The organism is Fervidobacterium sp. (assembly GCF_059913585.1).
Window position 1 is genome coordinate 103,807 of record NZ_DBOLZL010000011.1, and the last position, 15,309, is coordinate 119,115.

Below are 15,309 nucleotides of genomic sequence, written 5' to 3' on the forward strand. Positions count from 1 at the left end.
AGAACCTCTGTCTTAATCGTTATTAGTGATATTTTTCACATTTCTGTTTCTATTTTAATACCGCTTTCAATTCTTGTCAAGGCTAATTGTGAAAATATTCCCAAAAAAAATAAAATAAAAATGCCCCTATATCGAATCTTATTAAATGATATAGGGGCTTGGTCTAAAAGAAAGTATGCATCCTAATTTGTCATTTCAACATTCTATTCTTCTTGCGCTGCAACTTTGACTCCCAGTGTTTTTAAGATTTCCTTCTCGTTGTAGAAAAGCATTACGATATAGCCAAGAATCATTAAAGTTAGCGAGATTATAGCACTGATTCTAAGGCCGAGTTCGTTAACTTGGTTAGTTCCGAGGATGTATATAGATGGAAATACGAGTCCTGCTATTGTCTGTCCCATTTTTTGCATAAAAGTCCTTGCGCCAAAGAAAACTCCCGCTTTGTAATTACCTGTCTTTCTTCCATGTGCTTCAGCAATATCAGATACCATTGCGTTTGGCAGGATTCCAAATATCGCGAGCGGTATTGCCGCCAGGACTCCTACAATGTAACTTTGTACATATGGTGACATATTTATTTTACCCAAAACTGCGGCAAATGCGAAGTCTAAAGCAAACACAATAAACCCAACCATAAGGACTGTCTTTTTGCCAAGTTTCTTTGCCAGGAAATTCACAGGAACGTAGAATAAGAAAGACAAAAGGAACATTATGAGCTGAACCTGAGATGCTTGCTCTTTTGGAAGTTTCAACAAGACCGTTATGTAATATACAAGCCCAAGGCTTATGCCTGTTAAACCAATCCAGTAAAGCAAATCCTGGATAACAAAGATTGCAAAGTGCTTTTCTTTGAATGCGTTGACTATAGCCTCTAAACTCCCTTCATTAACTGTGTGTTGTTCACAATAACGCTTTTCATCGATAAATATAACAGGAAGTAGCATAAAGATAAAACCTATTAATCCGTAAAGCACTGTAACTGTTTGAAATGCTTTAACAGGTTCAAAGCCTCGTTTTTCCAAAATGGTCTGGAAAAGGTAAATCTGCGTTCCCAAAACGTATCCAAGAGCCCATGTAATGGAAATCATTGTGCTAAGCCCAAGACGTTCGTCCGGGTCATGTCCAAGTTCACTCATCCAAGCAAAGAACGGGGTAACGTACATGGTCATAAACCAATAGAATGCAATAACTGTAGCAAAAAGCCAAATAGTGTTAATTGTATAACTCGTCGATGGTGGGAAGAAAGGCAAGAAAGAAAGTAATGCAAACGGAAGAACACTGATTGCCAAAAATCCCCTTCTTCTGCCAAGTTTTAATCTACTTCTGTCCGACATAGTTGCAACCAATGGGTCAGTTATTGCATCAAATAGTCTAGATGTCCCCAACGCAAGCCCCACAATAGTCAATCCAGCCCAAACAGCTCCCCTGGTTATATACTGTGGAAAATTCACACCCTTAGGGGGCATGTAAAAATATACAAGAGCGTTCCCAATAGCGAAACTGGTAAGTGACCAGCCCAGCTGCCCTAGTGCATACATCCACTTTTTCCACAAAGGTAATCTTTCCGCCATCCATTTAGCACTCCTTTCTAGTGTTGTATAGTTTATTATGAATTATGGTAACGTTACCGATACTGATTTCATTATACCATTTGAGAAATTAAACTCCAATTCAGGATAATTATAGAAATTCTGTATCCAAAAGTTGCTAGATTCTTCTTTCAAATAAAATCTTACTCTGACTTTAGATTTCTTTGCATTTTTTAAGTTGTGAAAATGAAAAAAGCGGTGGCTTTGGTACAACGAGCCACCGCCGGGGTGTTAGAAATACTTTTAATAGAAAAGCTTTGCAAGTTGTTTGATGTAATAATCAACTGGTCTCACGTTAAGGAGTGTTTCACTGTAAGGCACCTCTGTTACGATAAAACCTTTTACACCAACCGCATGGTAGAATTTTCCCATTTTCACAAGTTCGACCGCTCTTGCGCTCAGTTGTGTTGCAATAATTCTGTCCATTGCTGCGGGTGTTCCGCCTCTTTGAATATATCCAAGGTTTGTATATCTCCATTCGAGATTGAGTTTTTTACCTATGTATATTCCAACAACTTCAGCTGGGTCTGTTTCGTGGGAGCATTTGCATTCGTCAATTATCTCTTCGGGTAATTTAACACCATCTTCTACTACGACTATTGAGAATCTCTTCCCGCTCTCGTATCTGTACTGTATGGTTGTCAAAAGTTCTTTTGGATTTAAAACATCCGAGCTTGTTATGACGAAATCGGCACCTCCAGCAAGACCACCAAAAGTTGCGAGCCAACCACCTGGTGCACCCATTGTCTTCACAATCATGACCCTATGGTGAGATTCAGCTGTTGAATGGATTATGTCGAGTGCCTGTGTTACATGTTCAAGGGCTGTTATGAAACCAATTGAAAAGTCCGTGAACGATAAGTCGTTGTCTATTGTAGCAGGCACAATTATTGAAGGAACTCCGTATCTTTGAAGGTTAAGAGCACTCCTAACAGCGTTTCTTCCACCAAGGATAATGTATCCTGTGATACCATATTGAATCGTCTTGTTTTTAATGGCAGTTAAATCTTCGTCACTTTCAGGGATGAAAAGAGATGTTCCAAGTATTGTACCACCTTGGTGAAGAATACCTGATACATTGTTTCTAACAAGCATGTCAACTTTATCGTTGAGCAATCCTTCAAATCCATCTTTTATACCCATAACTTCAATTTCTTGTTCTATTGCATTAACAACTATCGACCTGATTGCTGGGTTCAAACCTGGACAATCATTTCCAACAGAAAGAACACCTATCCTTCTCATTTATATCCACCTCCCCACAATTGAGTAGAATACTATGGATGTTATTGCCATCAACTTTATTAATATATTCAGCGATGGTCCTGCAGTATCCTTGTATGGGTCACCAACTGTATCACCAACAACTGTCGCTTTATGAGTAAATGAACCTTTTCCGCCCAGATGCCCTTCTTCTACGTATTTCTTTGCGTTGTCCCACGCACCACCTGAGTTTGCCATAAAAATAGCCAGAGCAACGCCAGTAACAGTTGAACCAATGAGTAATCCTACAACCCCTTGAACACCTAAGCCTATCATGAGGACTATAGGAGCTAAAATAGCAAGGACTGCAGGTAATATCATCCTTTTTAATGCACCTTTTGTAGCTATCTTTATACAACTTTCGTAATCAGGATCGACTGCTCCAGACAGTATGCCTGGCACTTCCCGAATCTGTCTTCTTATCTCTTCAACCATGTCATTTGCAGCATCTCCAACAGCGTTCATGGTAAGTGCTGAAAAGAAGAATGTCAACATTGCACCAATGAGAGCACCAATAAACATGTTCGGGTCTTGGAGCTGGATTTGTTGAACGTGTGCCACAGAACCAAAATTTGCGAAAAGTGCTATCGCAGTCAACGCAGCAGAACCGATTGCAAAACCTTTTCCCATAGCAGCAGTTGTGTTTCCTAACGCATCCAGTTTGTCAGTTATTTCCCTGACACTTTTATCAAGTCCAGCCATCTGAGCAACTCCACCGGCGTTGTCTGCTATAGGACCGTATGCATCAACAGAGAGGTTCATTGCAAGAGTTGAAAGCATACCAACACCAGCCATTGCAATACCGTAAAGACCTGCAAGTTTGTAAGAAACCAATGTTCCAAGAGCTATTAATATGGTGATAACAGCGGTAGACTCCATTCCAAGTGCCGTCCCACTTATTATCACGTTCGCTGGTCCCATTGCAGCGGAGTGTGCGAGTTTCTCTACTTTCTTTCCTGAGGTATACCACTCAGTAATGAGACCTATCAAAACACCAACTATATTTCCCGTTAAGACAGTCCAAAAGAGGTTTAAATTTTTCTCGATGATTGCGTATGCAAACGAGAAAACTAAGAAGATAATACTTGAAGTTACGGTCCCCATTCTCAAAGCTAAAGCTGGTTCGGTGTTCAATCTTGAAAGTACCTTTACAAGGATTATTGCTAAGATTGAAGCAATGAGACCAAAGGAAATAATGTAAATTGTGTTGAAAATACCTTTAGCTCCAAATAATGCGTATCCTATCGCTATTGCTGAGAAAATGGAACCAACATACGATTCATAAAGGTCTGCACCCATACCAGCAACGTCACCAACGTTATCACCAACGTTGTCAGCTATAACTGCAGGGTTTCTTGGGTCATCTTCTGGCAAATTCGCCTCAACCTTTCCAACAATGTCTGCCCCTACGTCTGCTGCCTTCGTGTAAATTCCACCGCCCACACGAGCAAACAGTGCAACAAAAGAAGCACCAAGAGAGTAGAAACTGACTGCCTCAAGCCCGAATATCAGGTAAACTACACTCAAACCAAGCAACCCCAAAACAGAAACGGCAAGTCCCATAACTGCTCCGCCCGAAAATGCAATATCAAGTGCTTCACCAACGCCTTTGGTTGCACCCCATGCTGTTCTCGCATTAGACTTTGTGGCAATACTCATGCCAAAAAAGCCTGCAAGAACAGAGAAGGTAGCGCCTATTATGAATGCAACTGCCTTTGTCCAACCAGAAGAAAGTCCAAAAAGTATCGCAAGCACAATAACTATGGGGAAAAAGACTTTGTACTCCTGAAATAGGAACGACCGGGCACCTCTTTGAATGATTCTCGAAATCTTTTCAGTTTTTTCGTTGCCTGGACTTTTATCAAGGACAGTTAGTGTGAGATAGATAATCAACACTACTCCTGCTATTATGGAGGAAAATAAGAGTATCAAAATCCCACCTCCAAAGTCTATTTTTTGTATTATAAAAAGGGGGCACGTGGGTGCCCCCGTGCCTTTTTTAATATCACTCTTATATTGATTTTACCCACCTAATAACGATAGGCGATGCTATGAATATAGATGAATAAGTTCCCACTACTGTGCCAATCGTCATACCAAATGCAAAAGATTTAATACTACCTGTGGAGAAGAGAAGTAGCATGAGTATAACAAAAAATGTCGTAAGCGACGTGTTTATTGTTCTAACTATAACGGAGTTCAGACTCTCGTTGACTATGGATGCCATATCTCTCCCTTTGAATTTTCTACCAAATTCTCTAATCCTGTCGTAGACTACTATAGTATCATTAACGGAGTAACCTACAAGCGTCAAGAGGGCAGCTATTGCAGCTATGTTCATTTCAAAACCGAAAATAGAGAAGAAACCAAGTGTGATAATTACGTCATGAAGTAGTGCAACAATTGCACCAACACCAAATGCAAATCTGAATCGCAAAGCAACGTATACAAGTATTCCCAATAGCGTGAAAACTACCGCTTTCCAAGTTAAGTTTTTAATTTCATCTGCAGCATCGCCACTAACTTCGTTGAAAGAAACAACCTTTGCATCTAAAATTTCTTCAACCCTTTTTGAAACCTCTGCTTTTTCATCTGGAGTATAGGTTCTCAAAGCTCCGTTTTCATCCCTTGGTGACACGACTATCGAAAATGTTCTGTGTTCTGCCTGACCAAGAGCATGAACTTCTATTATTCTTGCTTTTTTAAACTCTTCGCCAAGTTCAGCTATTTTGGTTCTCACATCAGCAATTGTGTAGTCTTTGGATGTTTTAACTATCAATTCACTACCACCGATGAATTCTAAGCCTACGTTAAATCCTCTTGTAAATATACTGATAAGTGAAATAACTATAAGTACAAGAGAAAGTGCTATGAAGTAATATCTCTTTCCAACGAAATCAATCTTCATTATTGAGCACCCCCTGCTTTTCTGACTCTGATAGCACCGGACATTGCATCGAGCAAGAATTTACTGAAGACAAGGTTCATGAACATTGCTGCGAAGATACCTATGATAGTTGTTATTGCAAAGCCTTTTATGGTTCCTGTTCCAAAGTAATACAAGAACAGAGCAGCAATTATAGTTGTAAGGTTCGCGTCAAACAACGTCCAGAAAGACCTTGAGAAAGCGATTTCAATAGCCGCTTTTGGAGTCTTTCCAGCCCTTATTTCTTCTTTGATTCTTTCGTAAATGATTATGTTACCATCAACCAATGTACCGATTGTGAAGATGATACCAGCTATACCAGGGAGTGTCAGTATTGCTCCAGTTCCTGCAAGGAATCCAAAGATTATCGCTAATGCGTAGAAAATACCTATGATTGCCACGATACCCATAACACCGTAGAAAATCAACATGTATGCCATGACCAATATACCACCGATGATACCTGCCCTAAGTGATTGTTCAAGCACGTCTTTTCCAAGTGTTGGTGAAACAAGGCTTGCTGAGGTTTTTTCAAGTCTTGCTGGCAATGCACCACTTCTAAGTATCGCAGCAAGCTCTTTTGCCTCGTCAAATGTGAAGTTACCCCTAATTTGTCCTCTTCCATCTTCGATAGGACTGACAACAAACCCAACGAACTGAACTTTGTCATCAAGTACTATCGCAAGTCTCTTTTTCAGCGCAAGTTGGTATTGGGTCGTGCCTGCGTTCAACACTTGTTCGGGAACGTAAAGTTCTTTTGTTATGTTCTTGAACAGCTCAACAAATTGCCTGTCAAGTGTGAAGGAAACAATGTAGTTAGCAACTCCTCTCTGGTCTATCGTCGGCACTGCTTCGACAACCCTAGGACCAACAAGGACCAAGTCCTTTCTGTTGTTTATTTCCTTCTTTATCAAATACCACTTTTTCCCATTCTTATCTGCATACCATTGTGCGCCTTCTCTTAAAGCGAGATTAACATCATCTGGATTTACTGTAGGGTCATAATCTCTTTCGTCGATAGCTTGTCCAAACCAAAGCAAACCAGTCGAACCAACGAGCTTTTCTGCTTTTGTGGTATCAGTTGCATCTGGTATTTCTATAATAACAAACGAATTGTTCTCTCTGAAACTCTTTTTAACAACCGCTTCTGTATATCCTGCTGAGTCGAGCCTGTTTCTAAGGACTGTCCAGACATCATCTACAACTGCAGCAGGATTTTCCACTCCTTTTTCAATATCTACTTTGTACTCAAGTCTGACACCGCCACTGAGGTCCAAACCGAGTTTGATACGGCTGAAAAGCTTAGCAAGACCTTTAGCCTGGCGTCCACCTGGCAAGAGCATAGCAACAATCGCTGCAACAAGTAGGATTAATGAGACTATGAGCCTTACACGATCTGAGCGCATCAGTAAACCCTCCCCCGAATGTTTAGTCTTTGGATTCTGTTTCTTCTTTTGTCTCTTCTTTTTCCTTGATGACTTTGGCTATATAAGCTTTGTGAATTTCAAGTTCAGTAGAATTTGCGCTCTTTATTTTCACTACATCTTTTTTGATATCAACTATTTTTCCAACAACTCCACCAGTTGTAATAATTGTATCTCCTTTTTTCAAACTCTCAATCATTTGCCTAAACTCTTTTTCTCTCCTTCTTTGTGGTAAAATCACCAAAAAATACATCATTGCGAAGAATATCAGGAGCATTATCAACATCTGCATCATGGCTCCTGAGGCACTTGGTTGTGTTCCTGTCGATGTTGTTGCACCTACGTCTGGTGCACCGGCGAATACTAATCTCACTCTAAACACCTCCTAAAGGTATATATCAATATTTTCTTGCCATTTCGGCTGCTTTAACGGTATGTTCCATTAAAACAAGTGTCGTAATCCTACCTACTCCTCCAGGAACTGGTGTGAGGTCACAAATCTCAGCAACGGATGGGTCCACATCACCAAATATTTCATTGTTCTCAACGTTTATACCTACATCTATAACCAGTGTCCCTGGACTAAAGTATTCTTTGCCAAGTGCTTTTGCTTTTCCTATAGCAACAACTACAATTTCTGAGTTTCTTGTTATTTCAGCAAGGTTTTTAGTTCTTGAGTGACACACGGTAACAGTAGCATCTACTCCTTTTTGCAAAAGTAACATACTGAGAGGTTTTCCAACAGTGACACTCCTACCAACTATCGTTATCGTCTTACCAGACGGGTTTGTAACATATTTTATTATTCTTAAAACTGCTTCTGCGGTGCACGGTGCAAAAATAGGGTTATCATACATAATGTTACCAAGGTTGATAGGATGCCTTCCTTCAACGTCTTTTTCAGGAGAAATAAAAGAAACTGCTTCTAGTTCTGAAATATTTGATGGTAGCGGATGAGTCAAAAAAATTCCGTTGACTGTATCATCCGCAGAAAGTTTGGGTAAAAGTAATTTTAAATCCGAAGCCTTCGGTGCCTCGTAAACTGCGAACTCTATTCCCAACCTTTTTGCTTGCTTTTCCTGACTCCTCAAATAACTCAGTGTAGAAGGGTCCGGCTGACACGTAACTGCTGCCAACTTTGGTGGTCTTGGTAATTTTGAAATTCGCTCTTTTATGTTCTCAACAATTGATGAATAAAGCGGTTCTAAATTCAAAAACATAACCTTCATCACCTCTTAGCAAACCGTAAGTTTCAACCCTGGTTATAAACTGGCTGAAGACCCGCAGAGTAAAGTATCCCACAAACTTCATACATTCCCTTTTTTGTAACACACAAAACAACACCAGAAAGTTCTGCAGCCTTTATTGTTTCTGGCATGATATCCCTATTCCTTACAATTAAAACCACTGGTATTCCCACAACACCCGCAGTTCTCACACATTGCGGTGTTGCAAGTCCTGTCACAAGTAAAGAGCCTGGCTCAGAAAGAGCTAAAACATCACTCATTAAGTCAGAAGCCGCAACCTTAGAAACCTCTATATCCAAATCCGCATTCTCTGGCGCTACTACTCTACCTTCCACAAGCTCTAATACCTCTTTAAGCTTCAAGTAAATCACCTCTGTAAGCATATTTTGTAAAGGCTTCATATGTCCACGGACATTTTTCTTTGAACATTCTTGCAATTGCTATCGCATATTGTTGAATTTCCCACTGTGCATGTGAATCTGCACGAAGGTTTAGAAAATTCATCAAACTTCGTGCATTGACTGTCCAATAAAACTGCGTGTAAGTAGACAATGGAAGAACTATTCTCGCTAGTTCTCGGGCAACACCTAGACTCAATAATTCTTTGTAAATCTTATAGCTTTCATCAAAAGATTTTACCATTAATTCCTTAACTTTTTCCAACAGTTCTTCATCTTCCACAGGAACCGCCTTTTGTCTGTCCTCAGGAACATTAACACGAACATTTTCGGGAATATAGAACTCTTCCTCTTTTATCTCCGTGTAACGTTGACTTATCTCGTTGAACGAACCTATTCTGTGCCTAAACCATTGTCTTGCAACAAAAAGTGGAGCCTTTACATGGAAAGTGAAAACAATATGTTCAAATGGAGTTTCATGACCGTGTTCCATTAAGTAAAATATCAGAGCCTTATCACGTTCCGGCGTCTTCAGACCTTGACCGTATGAGACTCGTGCAGCTTTGACTGCAGCATAATCATCGCCCATCATATCAACGAGACGTACAAAACCTTTATCTAAGACCTTTGCTTCGAATAGATTGTGTTCATTTGGCTCTGGTTTTCCGCTTAGCCCTTCTTGTGTTACCAAAGAGATCCACCTCCAGTAAATTAAGAAGATGCCTGTATCTCTGCTCTGTAATTAATCCCTTATCAAACCAATCATCAAGAAGACTTTTTGAAACTAAACTAATCACTGGTTCGAAACTCAACCTATGAAAAGGTGTTGGACCATATTTTTTCAGAAGCTCTAAATGTTCTGGTGTAGGATAACCTTTATGCTTTATCAAGTTATATTCCGGATACTGAGCATGGAACTTCTCCATGATTTTATCACGTGTAACTTTCGCCAAAATAGATGCTGCAGATATTTGGTAAATTTTTGAATCACCCTTAACAACGCATACAGCAGGGAATTTCAATTTCAAATTCTTTCCATCAACAAATACATTTTTGATTTCCACAAACTGACTTAATATCTCAAGTGCGCGATTCATTGCAAGCTCAGTAGCATGGAAAATGTTGTACAAATCTATCTCTTCTGGCGTCGCAAGTCCTAACCCAAATTTTGCATGCGCAAAGATTTCATTGTAAAGTTCTTCACGCTGTTTCTCACTCAAAGCCTTACTATCAGCAATGCCTTCTATATAAACCCCCTCATCGAAGTAAACCGCTGCTGCAACAACTGGTCCAAACAATGGTCCACGTCCTGCTTCGTCTACCCCGATTACAGAATAGTCGATATACTTCTTTTCTTTTGCCCAATCAAGTTTTTTTGACTTATCTTCATTCATTGACTTCATATTGCACCTTTATCTGTTGGTTCTTATGGTCTTGTAGATGTTGTTCACATCCATCACAAATTTTTCAATTTTGTCACCCGTGATAACAAAGAGCCAATTTTCTTTATACCAACTATACAAATCTGTGTTCTCCAAACGAATTGTAAAAACACCGTAAGTCCCCATGTTTATTTTCAGATACTTCAGCTTAAACGGATTTCCATACCTTTTTGTTATCTTATCCCATGATGCTTTAGCCTGGTCAGGGTCGTCGTACCTAAAGACCATAAGAAAACCATCTACACCATCAAAGGTTGCATACCTACCTTCTCCAAGTTCCATGTCACCAAATCCGTTTATCCATCCTGTATCTAACAATATGTATTTGTTTGCAATAACATTTATCGCCGCCTCAACGGAGTAACTTGCGGGCGGAACTTCGGGAATGAATGGTATTGAACAAGAAGTAAGAAGGAGCAAACTTATAGGAACTATAAAAATCAATTTAACACTTTTAGTAATTCTGGATAGCAACGTACCTCACCTTCTTTTTCAATTTTTCAATATAGCTTTTTTCCGATTTCTCGATTGGATAGAAAAATTCTATGGCTTTTTTAACAATTATATCACTCAAAATAAAATCCGCATGGTCAAAACCTTCAAATATTTCACTTTTTCCAAAAGCCGTTGCGCTTGTTAGCGGAACCATACCATCGTTTTTTGTAAATTCTCCTTCTGGGAATATTATCCTGCTTACCGCATTCAAAAAAATCATGACCACACTTGAAAAAGGTTCTGTTCTCAAGATATTCTGAATGATAGGTTCACTGGTGTTTGTTATGACACTTGCGAAATTCATAAAGTCAACAAAATCCGGAATACCAGGATGTTCTCTTCCATAAATTAGATAAGCATAATTTGGCGCTTCTATAAATACATTTGCCAAGTTCGCACTAATTAAAATCATTTTGAGAAAATCCCAATCGTTTCTGAGCTTTAAGATTTTTTTATTCATTACAATAAAATTTGCAAATGGCGAACCGATATGCGGAGTTCCAGCAAAAATTATCTTTGCAACATACTCTGTAAAGCCAACATCTTGCAATGCGTATCTTAAAAGCAAACCGCCCATACTGTGGGCATAGAAGTTAAAACGTTTTTGACCTGTGCTTGAAGCCAACTTCTGAACTTCTTGTGCAAGTTTCTTAGCACCTTCTTCCAATGGGATATCCAAAGATGGATAAACAAAAATATATAGCCCGTATTCTTCCGGCAAACATCTTTTCCAAGTATCAACAAAATACTTTTTGTAATTCGTCCATTCTCCATTTATTTCATTAGGGTCTATTCCATGTATAAGAATTACCGGAGGTTCTTGATTCTTTGGTTTTCTAATTTCTACAAGTCTTGTTTCTGGTCTTTTCCACTTATATTCAACTACCTTGGCATACTCGAAAAAGGGGTCTATTTTATAAAGTGTTTTGTATACAGGGAACATAGAGTTATAGTAAACATAATATACTCCGTAATCATCGTTTTCTTGAGCAAAGACAAGTCCTGCAAACAGTGCAATCGCCAGAGAAAATATTAATGAAAAACTGAATAAAAAACTGCGCACGTTCAGTACGCGAGCTTTAATAACAATACCTCCAATATATCAGACGCGTCTTCCGTCCTATCAACTATGTCCCCTATGTTTATTACCAATTCTTTCAACTGCATCTTTTCTGCAAGAGGCATATCTTTACCAAATATCGCCCTTAGCGATTCTTCTTCAAGTACGTCCTCATCGTGCTCGAACCTTTCTACCTCAATGACATAATGTTGTACTTCACTAAGGTTATCAAAAAGCTTCTCAACTGCCTTCACAAATGACTCGGCTGCCTTTACAGCGCACTCCAACTGTCTAATCATCTTTTCTTTTAGTTCATCAGGAATATTTGGGTGTTGATAGTCTATAATCTTGCTAACCGATTCACACTTGTTAACAATCTTATCAACTGATTCCGTTAATGAATGGATAACCTCTCGCATGTCGGGTAAGAACAATCCCTTATAAACTTCAGAAATTATCCCACGCCTGAGCTCATCAGCTTCGTGCTCTATACGTTTAATGCTCTGAAAATAGCTCTGAGCTTCGCCACATCTTTTTTCAAAATAACAGATAAGAAAATCTTTCAGTGTAACACTTGCCTCCACTGTCTTTTGGGATAAAGCAATTAAGCGCTCTATTACTTCTTTCTCTTTCTTTGCAAATGATAGTGGCATATTTAACACCCCTAACTAATTATATCACAACTTTTCCAAATTTCATGCTTTTTCAAAGAAAATCAACAAAGTATCCCCATAGTCTTTTTCTTTTATAACTCTCAGTTTTTCAATTACACTCTCACTCGGTTTTTCTCTTTTGGAACACTGAAGGATAAAAAGCGAACCTTCCCCCATGACATTGTGAACACGCAAGGTAATTTCATCAACAAGTCCCAGTTCATATGGTGGGTCGGAATAGATAATATCAAAAACGCCGGCATAAGATTCCAAAAACCGGCGTGCATCAATTTTTTTTATACCAACTTTTTCTTCCAACCCTAACTTTCTGATGTTCTTTTTTATCGTTGATATAGATAAACTTGAGACATCGACAAAAGTTACATGCTGTGCCCCGTTACTTAGCATCTCGATGCCAACGATACCACTACCCGCGCATATATCTAAACAAGACTTTCCTCCAAAATCTACCATGTTTGCAAGACTTCTTCTAATTATCGCCGACGTATATCTTGTCCTCGGGTCTGGAACAACATCTATCGTCTTGCCTCTCAGTTCCCCTGTCTCGATTTTAAGCATACAACTTCTCTCCTATTGTTCTATCGTATTTACTCACCAGACTCTAAATCCTGGCTTTCCTCATCTTCTGGGATTTGTGTGGCTTCGAACTTTTCTACGACAACCGTTATCTCACCTCTGACTTTATCAAAATGCTCCAATGCTTGAGATACCGTTCCATGGAAGTGCTCTTCGTGTATTTTTGTAATTTCCCTTGCAATAAAAATTCTGCAATCGCCAAGGATGTTGTATATATCCTCCAGCGTTTTTTTCAACCTCTCTGGACTTTCGAAAAAAGCAAAGCGCTCAATTAATTCGTTATCTTTGATTTTTCTTAGAAGCCTTCTTCTGTTCTTATCTTTTGGCATGAAGCCAACGAAATAAAAATAAGTTCCAGGAAAGCCACTTATAGCTACCGCGCTTGTCAAAGCGCTTGGTCCAGGTATTACCTCCACTTTTATTCCCTCTTCATGGCATTTTCTAACAAGATTCCAACCCGGGTCAGAAATCACCGGCATTCCCGCGTCAGAAACTTGGGCAATTTTCATTCCTGATTTCAAACGCTTAATTATGTTGTCTATCTTTTTGAAAGAATTTCGCTCGTTGAACGACTCCATAGGTTTGGAAATACCATAATAAGAAAGCAAATGAGAAGTTCTTCGAGTATCTTCTGCAATTATTAAGTCTACACTTTTCAGAATTTCAAGAGCCCTAAGAGTGATGTCTTTGAGATTACCTATCGGTGTTCCAACAACATACAACACACCAAGAGTTTCATCACCAATCAAGACATTTTCATTTTTCCCATCCTCGACTATAATCCCACTTCCCTTTATTCTTTTGCCAAGATTTCATCTCTTATAACAACGAAATTTTTCTCAAATACCGTGCTAATTTCCAAAACCTTCGTTTGCAAATTTTCGTCAAATTCTCTTCCTTTACCGAAGTAATTCTCAAACGCCTCTTTTAAACTTTCCACTATCTGTAGAAATTCCTTATCCGCATAATCATAGAGCCCTATCAAAGGTATATCAAGTGTCTTTGTGTTCTTAAAACAATGCTTAATTTCCTCATGTGGAACTAACACTATCGAACCATGCTGTAGTATGTAATCTTGTGTCCTAGTTTGGGCACTTCCAACTACTTTCGTGCCATTCAAAGTTATTTCATAGGCAGAAGGCACTTGAAAACAGATGTGACTGGAGGGCTTGTTTTTACCAGTTGTTAATTCTACAGGATAACCTAGTTTATTCAATCCAGCTACGATGATTTTAGAAATCAAGTTATACAATTCAAGCACCCCAAGTTTGAAAAGCTCATGACCTCGAGGAACAACTATTGAATAAGTCACCTCATCCCAATGTAAGACTGCACGTCCACCGGATGGCCTTCGAACAATATCAAACCCGTTTTCTTCAAGATAATCAAAATCCACATCGCTTGCCTTCTGATGCTTGCCAAGAGAGAGTGTTGGACGTTCCCATGTATAGAACCTTAGAATTACATCGTTTAACTCGTTCGCAACTTGCCCAAGCGTAACATCAACTGCCATATTCTTTGAGCCCTTCAGCTTGTAGGTTTCAAGAACGTACAACTTATCAACTCCTTTGAAACTTCTTTCTTGGCACTTTAATCTTAACCTTTCATTTTTTTGGTCAACAAAAATATTGGATTGGTTACCACTACTATTATAATCTTTATCACATACTGAGACAACACCATATCAAGCAAACGGTCGTAAATACCAATGAATGCAACAAACGTGAATATCAATGTATCGAAAAATTGCGCAACAAGGACAGAGATAAGATTTGCAGTAAATCTATTTTTGAAGAACTTCGAATTGAATGTATAATAATTCATCAACTGAGAAGTTCCATATGCAGACAAACTAGCAAGTGTAAACCTCCAGTTGATTCCCAAAAGCAGCCGATAAGCTTCTCCTCGGTTTACATCGGCTGGTGGTAAAAACAATCCAAGAAAAATCAAACCACTCGCAGTTGCTTGAGCAAGAAAACCCATGAAAACCAAAAATCTCGAACGCTCTTTACCAACTACATCTGACATCATGTTTGCGATTATAAATGTAAAAGTGTAACTAATAATCGATGCTGGAAATAGAAACGCTCCAAGCTTAATAACTTTTGCTGCGATAACATTTGAGATAACAATTCCCGTGATAAATAAAGTTGTTAAAATCATAGCGTTTTTCTCTTGTCTGTCCACAAGCCACCTCTCCTTTCAAACATCGTTT

The 15,309-nt window shown here is 39.0% G+C and carries 17 protein-coding genes; all 17 read right to left on the reverse strand.

Annotated features, from left to right (window positions below):
• Window positions 1-203 precede the first annotated feature (203 nt).
• The 17 genes from AC3M61_RS03155 to AC3M61_RS03235 all read right to left on the reverse strand — a co-directional run bounded on the left by AC3M61_RS03155 (window position 204) and on the right by AC3M61_RS03235 (window position 15,281).
• On the reverse strand, window positions 204-1,571 hold the full coding sequence (locus AC3M61_RS03155) for an MFS transporter (protein WP_500779461.1): 1,368 nt from the start codon (window positions 1,569-1,571) through the stop codon (window positions 204-206).
• Window positions 1,572-1,832: 261 nt separating this feature from the next.
• Window positions 1,833-2,834, reverse strand: coding sequence for a 6-phosphofructokinase (locus AC3M61_RS03160; protein ID WP_500779462.1), 1,002 nt, complete (start codon window positions 2,832-2,834; stop codon window positions 1,833-1,835).
• Entirely contained in the window at window positions 2,835-4,784 is a 1,950-nt protein-coding gene (locus AC3M61_RS03165; RefSeq protein WP_500779463.1) for a sodium-translocating pyrophosphatase, read from the reverse strand.
• A gap of 79 nt (window positions 4,785-4,863) precedes the next feature.
• A complete protein-coding gene (gene secF, locus AC3M61_RS03170) occupies window positions 4,864-5,760 on the reverse strand; it encodes a protein translocase subunit SecF (RefSeq protein WP_500779464.1) in 897 nt (298 codons plus the stop codon).
• Window positions 5,760-7,184 carry a protein translocase subunit SecD gene (gene secD / locus AC3M61_RS03175; RefSeq protein WP_500779465.1) on the reverse strand — a complete coding sequence of 475 codons (1,425 nt, stop codon included), beginning with the start codon at window positions 7,182-7,184 and terminating at the stop codon, window positions 5,760-5,762. Before secD ends, secF begins: the two co-directional genes overlap by 1 nt.
• 22 nt (window positions 7,185-7,206) lie before the next feature.
• Window positions 7,207-7,575 carry a preprotein translocase subunit YajC gene (gene yajC / locus AC3M61_RS03180; protein ID WP_500779466.1) on the reverse strand — a complete coding sequence of 123 codons (369 nt, stop codon included), beginning with the start codon at window positions 7,573-7,575 and terminating at the stop codon, window positions 7,207-7,209.
• A gap of 25 nt (window positions 7,576-7,600) precedes the next feature.
• On the reverse strand, window positions 7,601-8,422 hold the full coding sequence (locus AC3M61_RS03185) for a bifunctional 5,10-methylenetetrahydrofolate dehydrogenase/5,10-methenyltetrahydrofolate cyclohydrolase (RefSeq protein WP_500779493.1): 822 nt from the start codon (window positions 8,420-8,422) through the stop codon (window positions 7,601-7,603).
• Between the two features lie 32 nt (window positions 8,423-8,454).
• Window positions 8,455-8,811 (reverse strand): hypothetical protein, encoded by a 357-nt coding sequence (locus AC3M61_RS03190; RefSeq protein ID WP_500779467.1) that lies wholly within the window; start codon window positions 8,809-8,811, stop codon window positions 8,455-8,457.
• Complete coding sequence (thyX, locus tag AC3M61_RS03195) at window positions 8,801-9,439, reverse strand: FAD-dependent thymidylate synthase (protein WP_500779494.1); 639 nt, start codon at window positions 9,437-9,439, stop codon at window positions 8,801-8,803. The genes AC3M61_RS03190 and thyX overlap by 11 nt, the downstream gene beginning before the upstream one ends.
• A 55-nt stretch (window positions 9,440-9,494) precedes the next feature.
• Entirely contained in the window at window positions 9,495-10,250 is a 756-nt protein-coding gene (gene rnhB, locus AC3M61_RS03200) for a ribonuclease HII (protein WP_500779468.1), read from the reverse strand.
• Between the two features lie 9 nt (window positions 10,251-10,259).
• Window positions 10,260-10,763 (reverse strand): DUF3242 domain-containing protein, encoded by a 504-nt coding sequence (locus AC3M61_RS03205; RefSeq protein ID WP_500779469.1) that lies wholly within the window; start codon window positions 10,761-10,763, stop codon window positions 10,260-10,262.
• Window positions 10,744-11,847: an alpha/beta hydrolase gene (locus tag AC3M61_RS03210; RefSeq protein ID WP_500779470.1), complete on the reverse strand. Its 1,104-nt coding sequence runs from the start codon at window positions 11,845-11,847 to the stop codon at window positions 10,744-10,746. Before AC3M61_RS03210 ends, AC3M61_RS03205 begins: the two co-directional genes overlap by 20 nt.
• A gap of 2 nt (window positions 11,848-11,849) precedes the next feature.
• Window positions 11,850-12,497, reverse strand: a complete 648-nt coding sequence (locus AC3M61_RS03215) for a DUF47 domain-containing protein (protein WP_500779471.1) — start codon at window positions 12,495-12,497, stop codon at window positions 11,850-11,852.
• Window positions 12,498-12,539: 42 nt separating this feature from the next.
• Window positions 12,540-13,076 carry a 16S rRNA (guanine(966)-N(2))-methyltransferase RsmD gene (gene rsmD / locus AC3M61_RS03220; RefSeq protein ID WP_500779472.1) on the reverse strand — a complete coding sequence of 179 codons (537 nt, stop codon included), beginning with the start codon at window positions 13,074-13,076 and terminating at the stop codon, window positions 12,540-12,542.
• Between the two features lie 29 nt (window positions 13,077-13,105).
• The gene (gene rsmI / locus AC3M61_RS03225; RefSeq protein WP_500779473.1) at window positions 13,106-13,843 is read right to left on the reverse strand and encodes a 16S rRNA (cytidine(1402)-2'-O)-methyltransferase; all 738 of its coding nucleotides are present in this window, start codon (window positions 13,841-13,843) and stop codon (window positions 13,106-13,108) included.
• Window positions 13,844-13,887: 44 nt separating this feature from the next.
• Window positions 13,888-14,649 carry a lipoate--protein ligase family protein gene (locus AC3M61_RS03230; RefSeq protein WP_500779474.1) on the reverse strand — a complete coding sequence of 254 codons (762 nt, stop codon included), beginning with the start codon at window positions 14,647-14,649 and terminating at the stop codon, window positions 13,888-13,890.
• A gap of 41 nt (window positions 14,650-14,690) precedes the next feature.
• Complete coding sequence (locus AC3M61_RS03235; RefSeq protein WP_500779475.1) at window positions 14,691-15,281, reverse strand: queuosine precursor transporter; 591 nt, start codon at window positions 15,279-15,281, stop codon at window positions 14,691-14,693.
• Window positions 15,282-15,309: the final 28 nt, after the last annotated feature.

Excerpts from the sequence above, each read along its gene's own strand:
- AC3M61_RS03155 (WP_500779461.1), bottom strand. The coding sequence starts at position 1,571 with ATGGCGGAAAGATTACCTTTGTGGAAAAAGTGGATGTATGCACTAGGG.
- AC3M61_RS03160 (WP_500779462.1), bottom strand. The coding sequence starts at position 2,834 with ATGAGAAGGATAGGTGTTCTTTCTGTTGGAAATGATTGTCCAGGTTTG.
- secF (WP_500779464.1), bottom strand. The coding sequence starts at position 5,760 with ATGAAGATTGATTTCGTTGGAAAGAGATATTACTTCATAGCACTTTCT.
- secD (WP_500779465.1), bottom strand. The coding sequence starts at position 7,184 with ATGCGCTCAGATCGTGTAAGGCTCATAGTCTCATTAATCCTACTTGTT.
- AC3M61_RS03185 (WP_500779493.1), bottom strand. The coding sequence starts at position 8,422 with ATGTTTTTGAATTTAGAACCGCTTTATTCATCAATTGTTGAGAACATA.
- thyX (WP_500779494.1), bottom strand. The coding sequence starts at position 9,439 with ATGATGGGCGATGATTATGCTGCAGTCAAAGCTGCACGAGTCTCATAC.
- rnhB (WP_500779468.1), bottom strand. The coding sequence starts at position 10,250 with ATGAAGTCAATGAATGAAGATAAGTCAAAAAAACTTGATTGGGCAAAA.
- AC3M61_RS03215 (WP_500779471.1), bottom strand. The coding sequence starts at position 12,497 with ATGCCACTATCATTTGCAAAGAAAGAGAAAGAAGTAATAGAGCGCTTA.
- rsmD (WP_500779472.1), bottom strand. The coding sequence starts at position 13,076 with ATGCTTAAAATCGAGACAGGGGAACTGAGAGGCAAGACGATAGATGTT.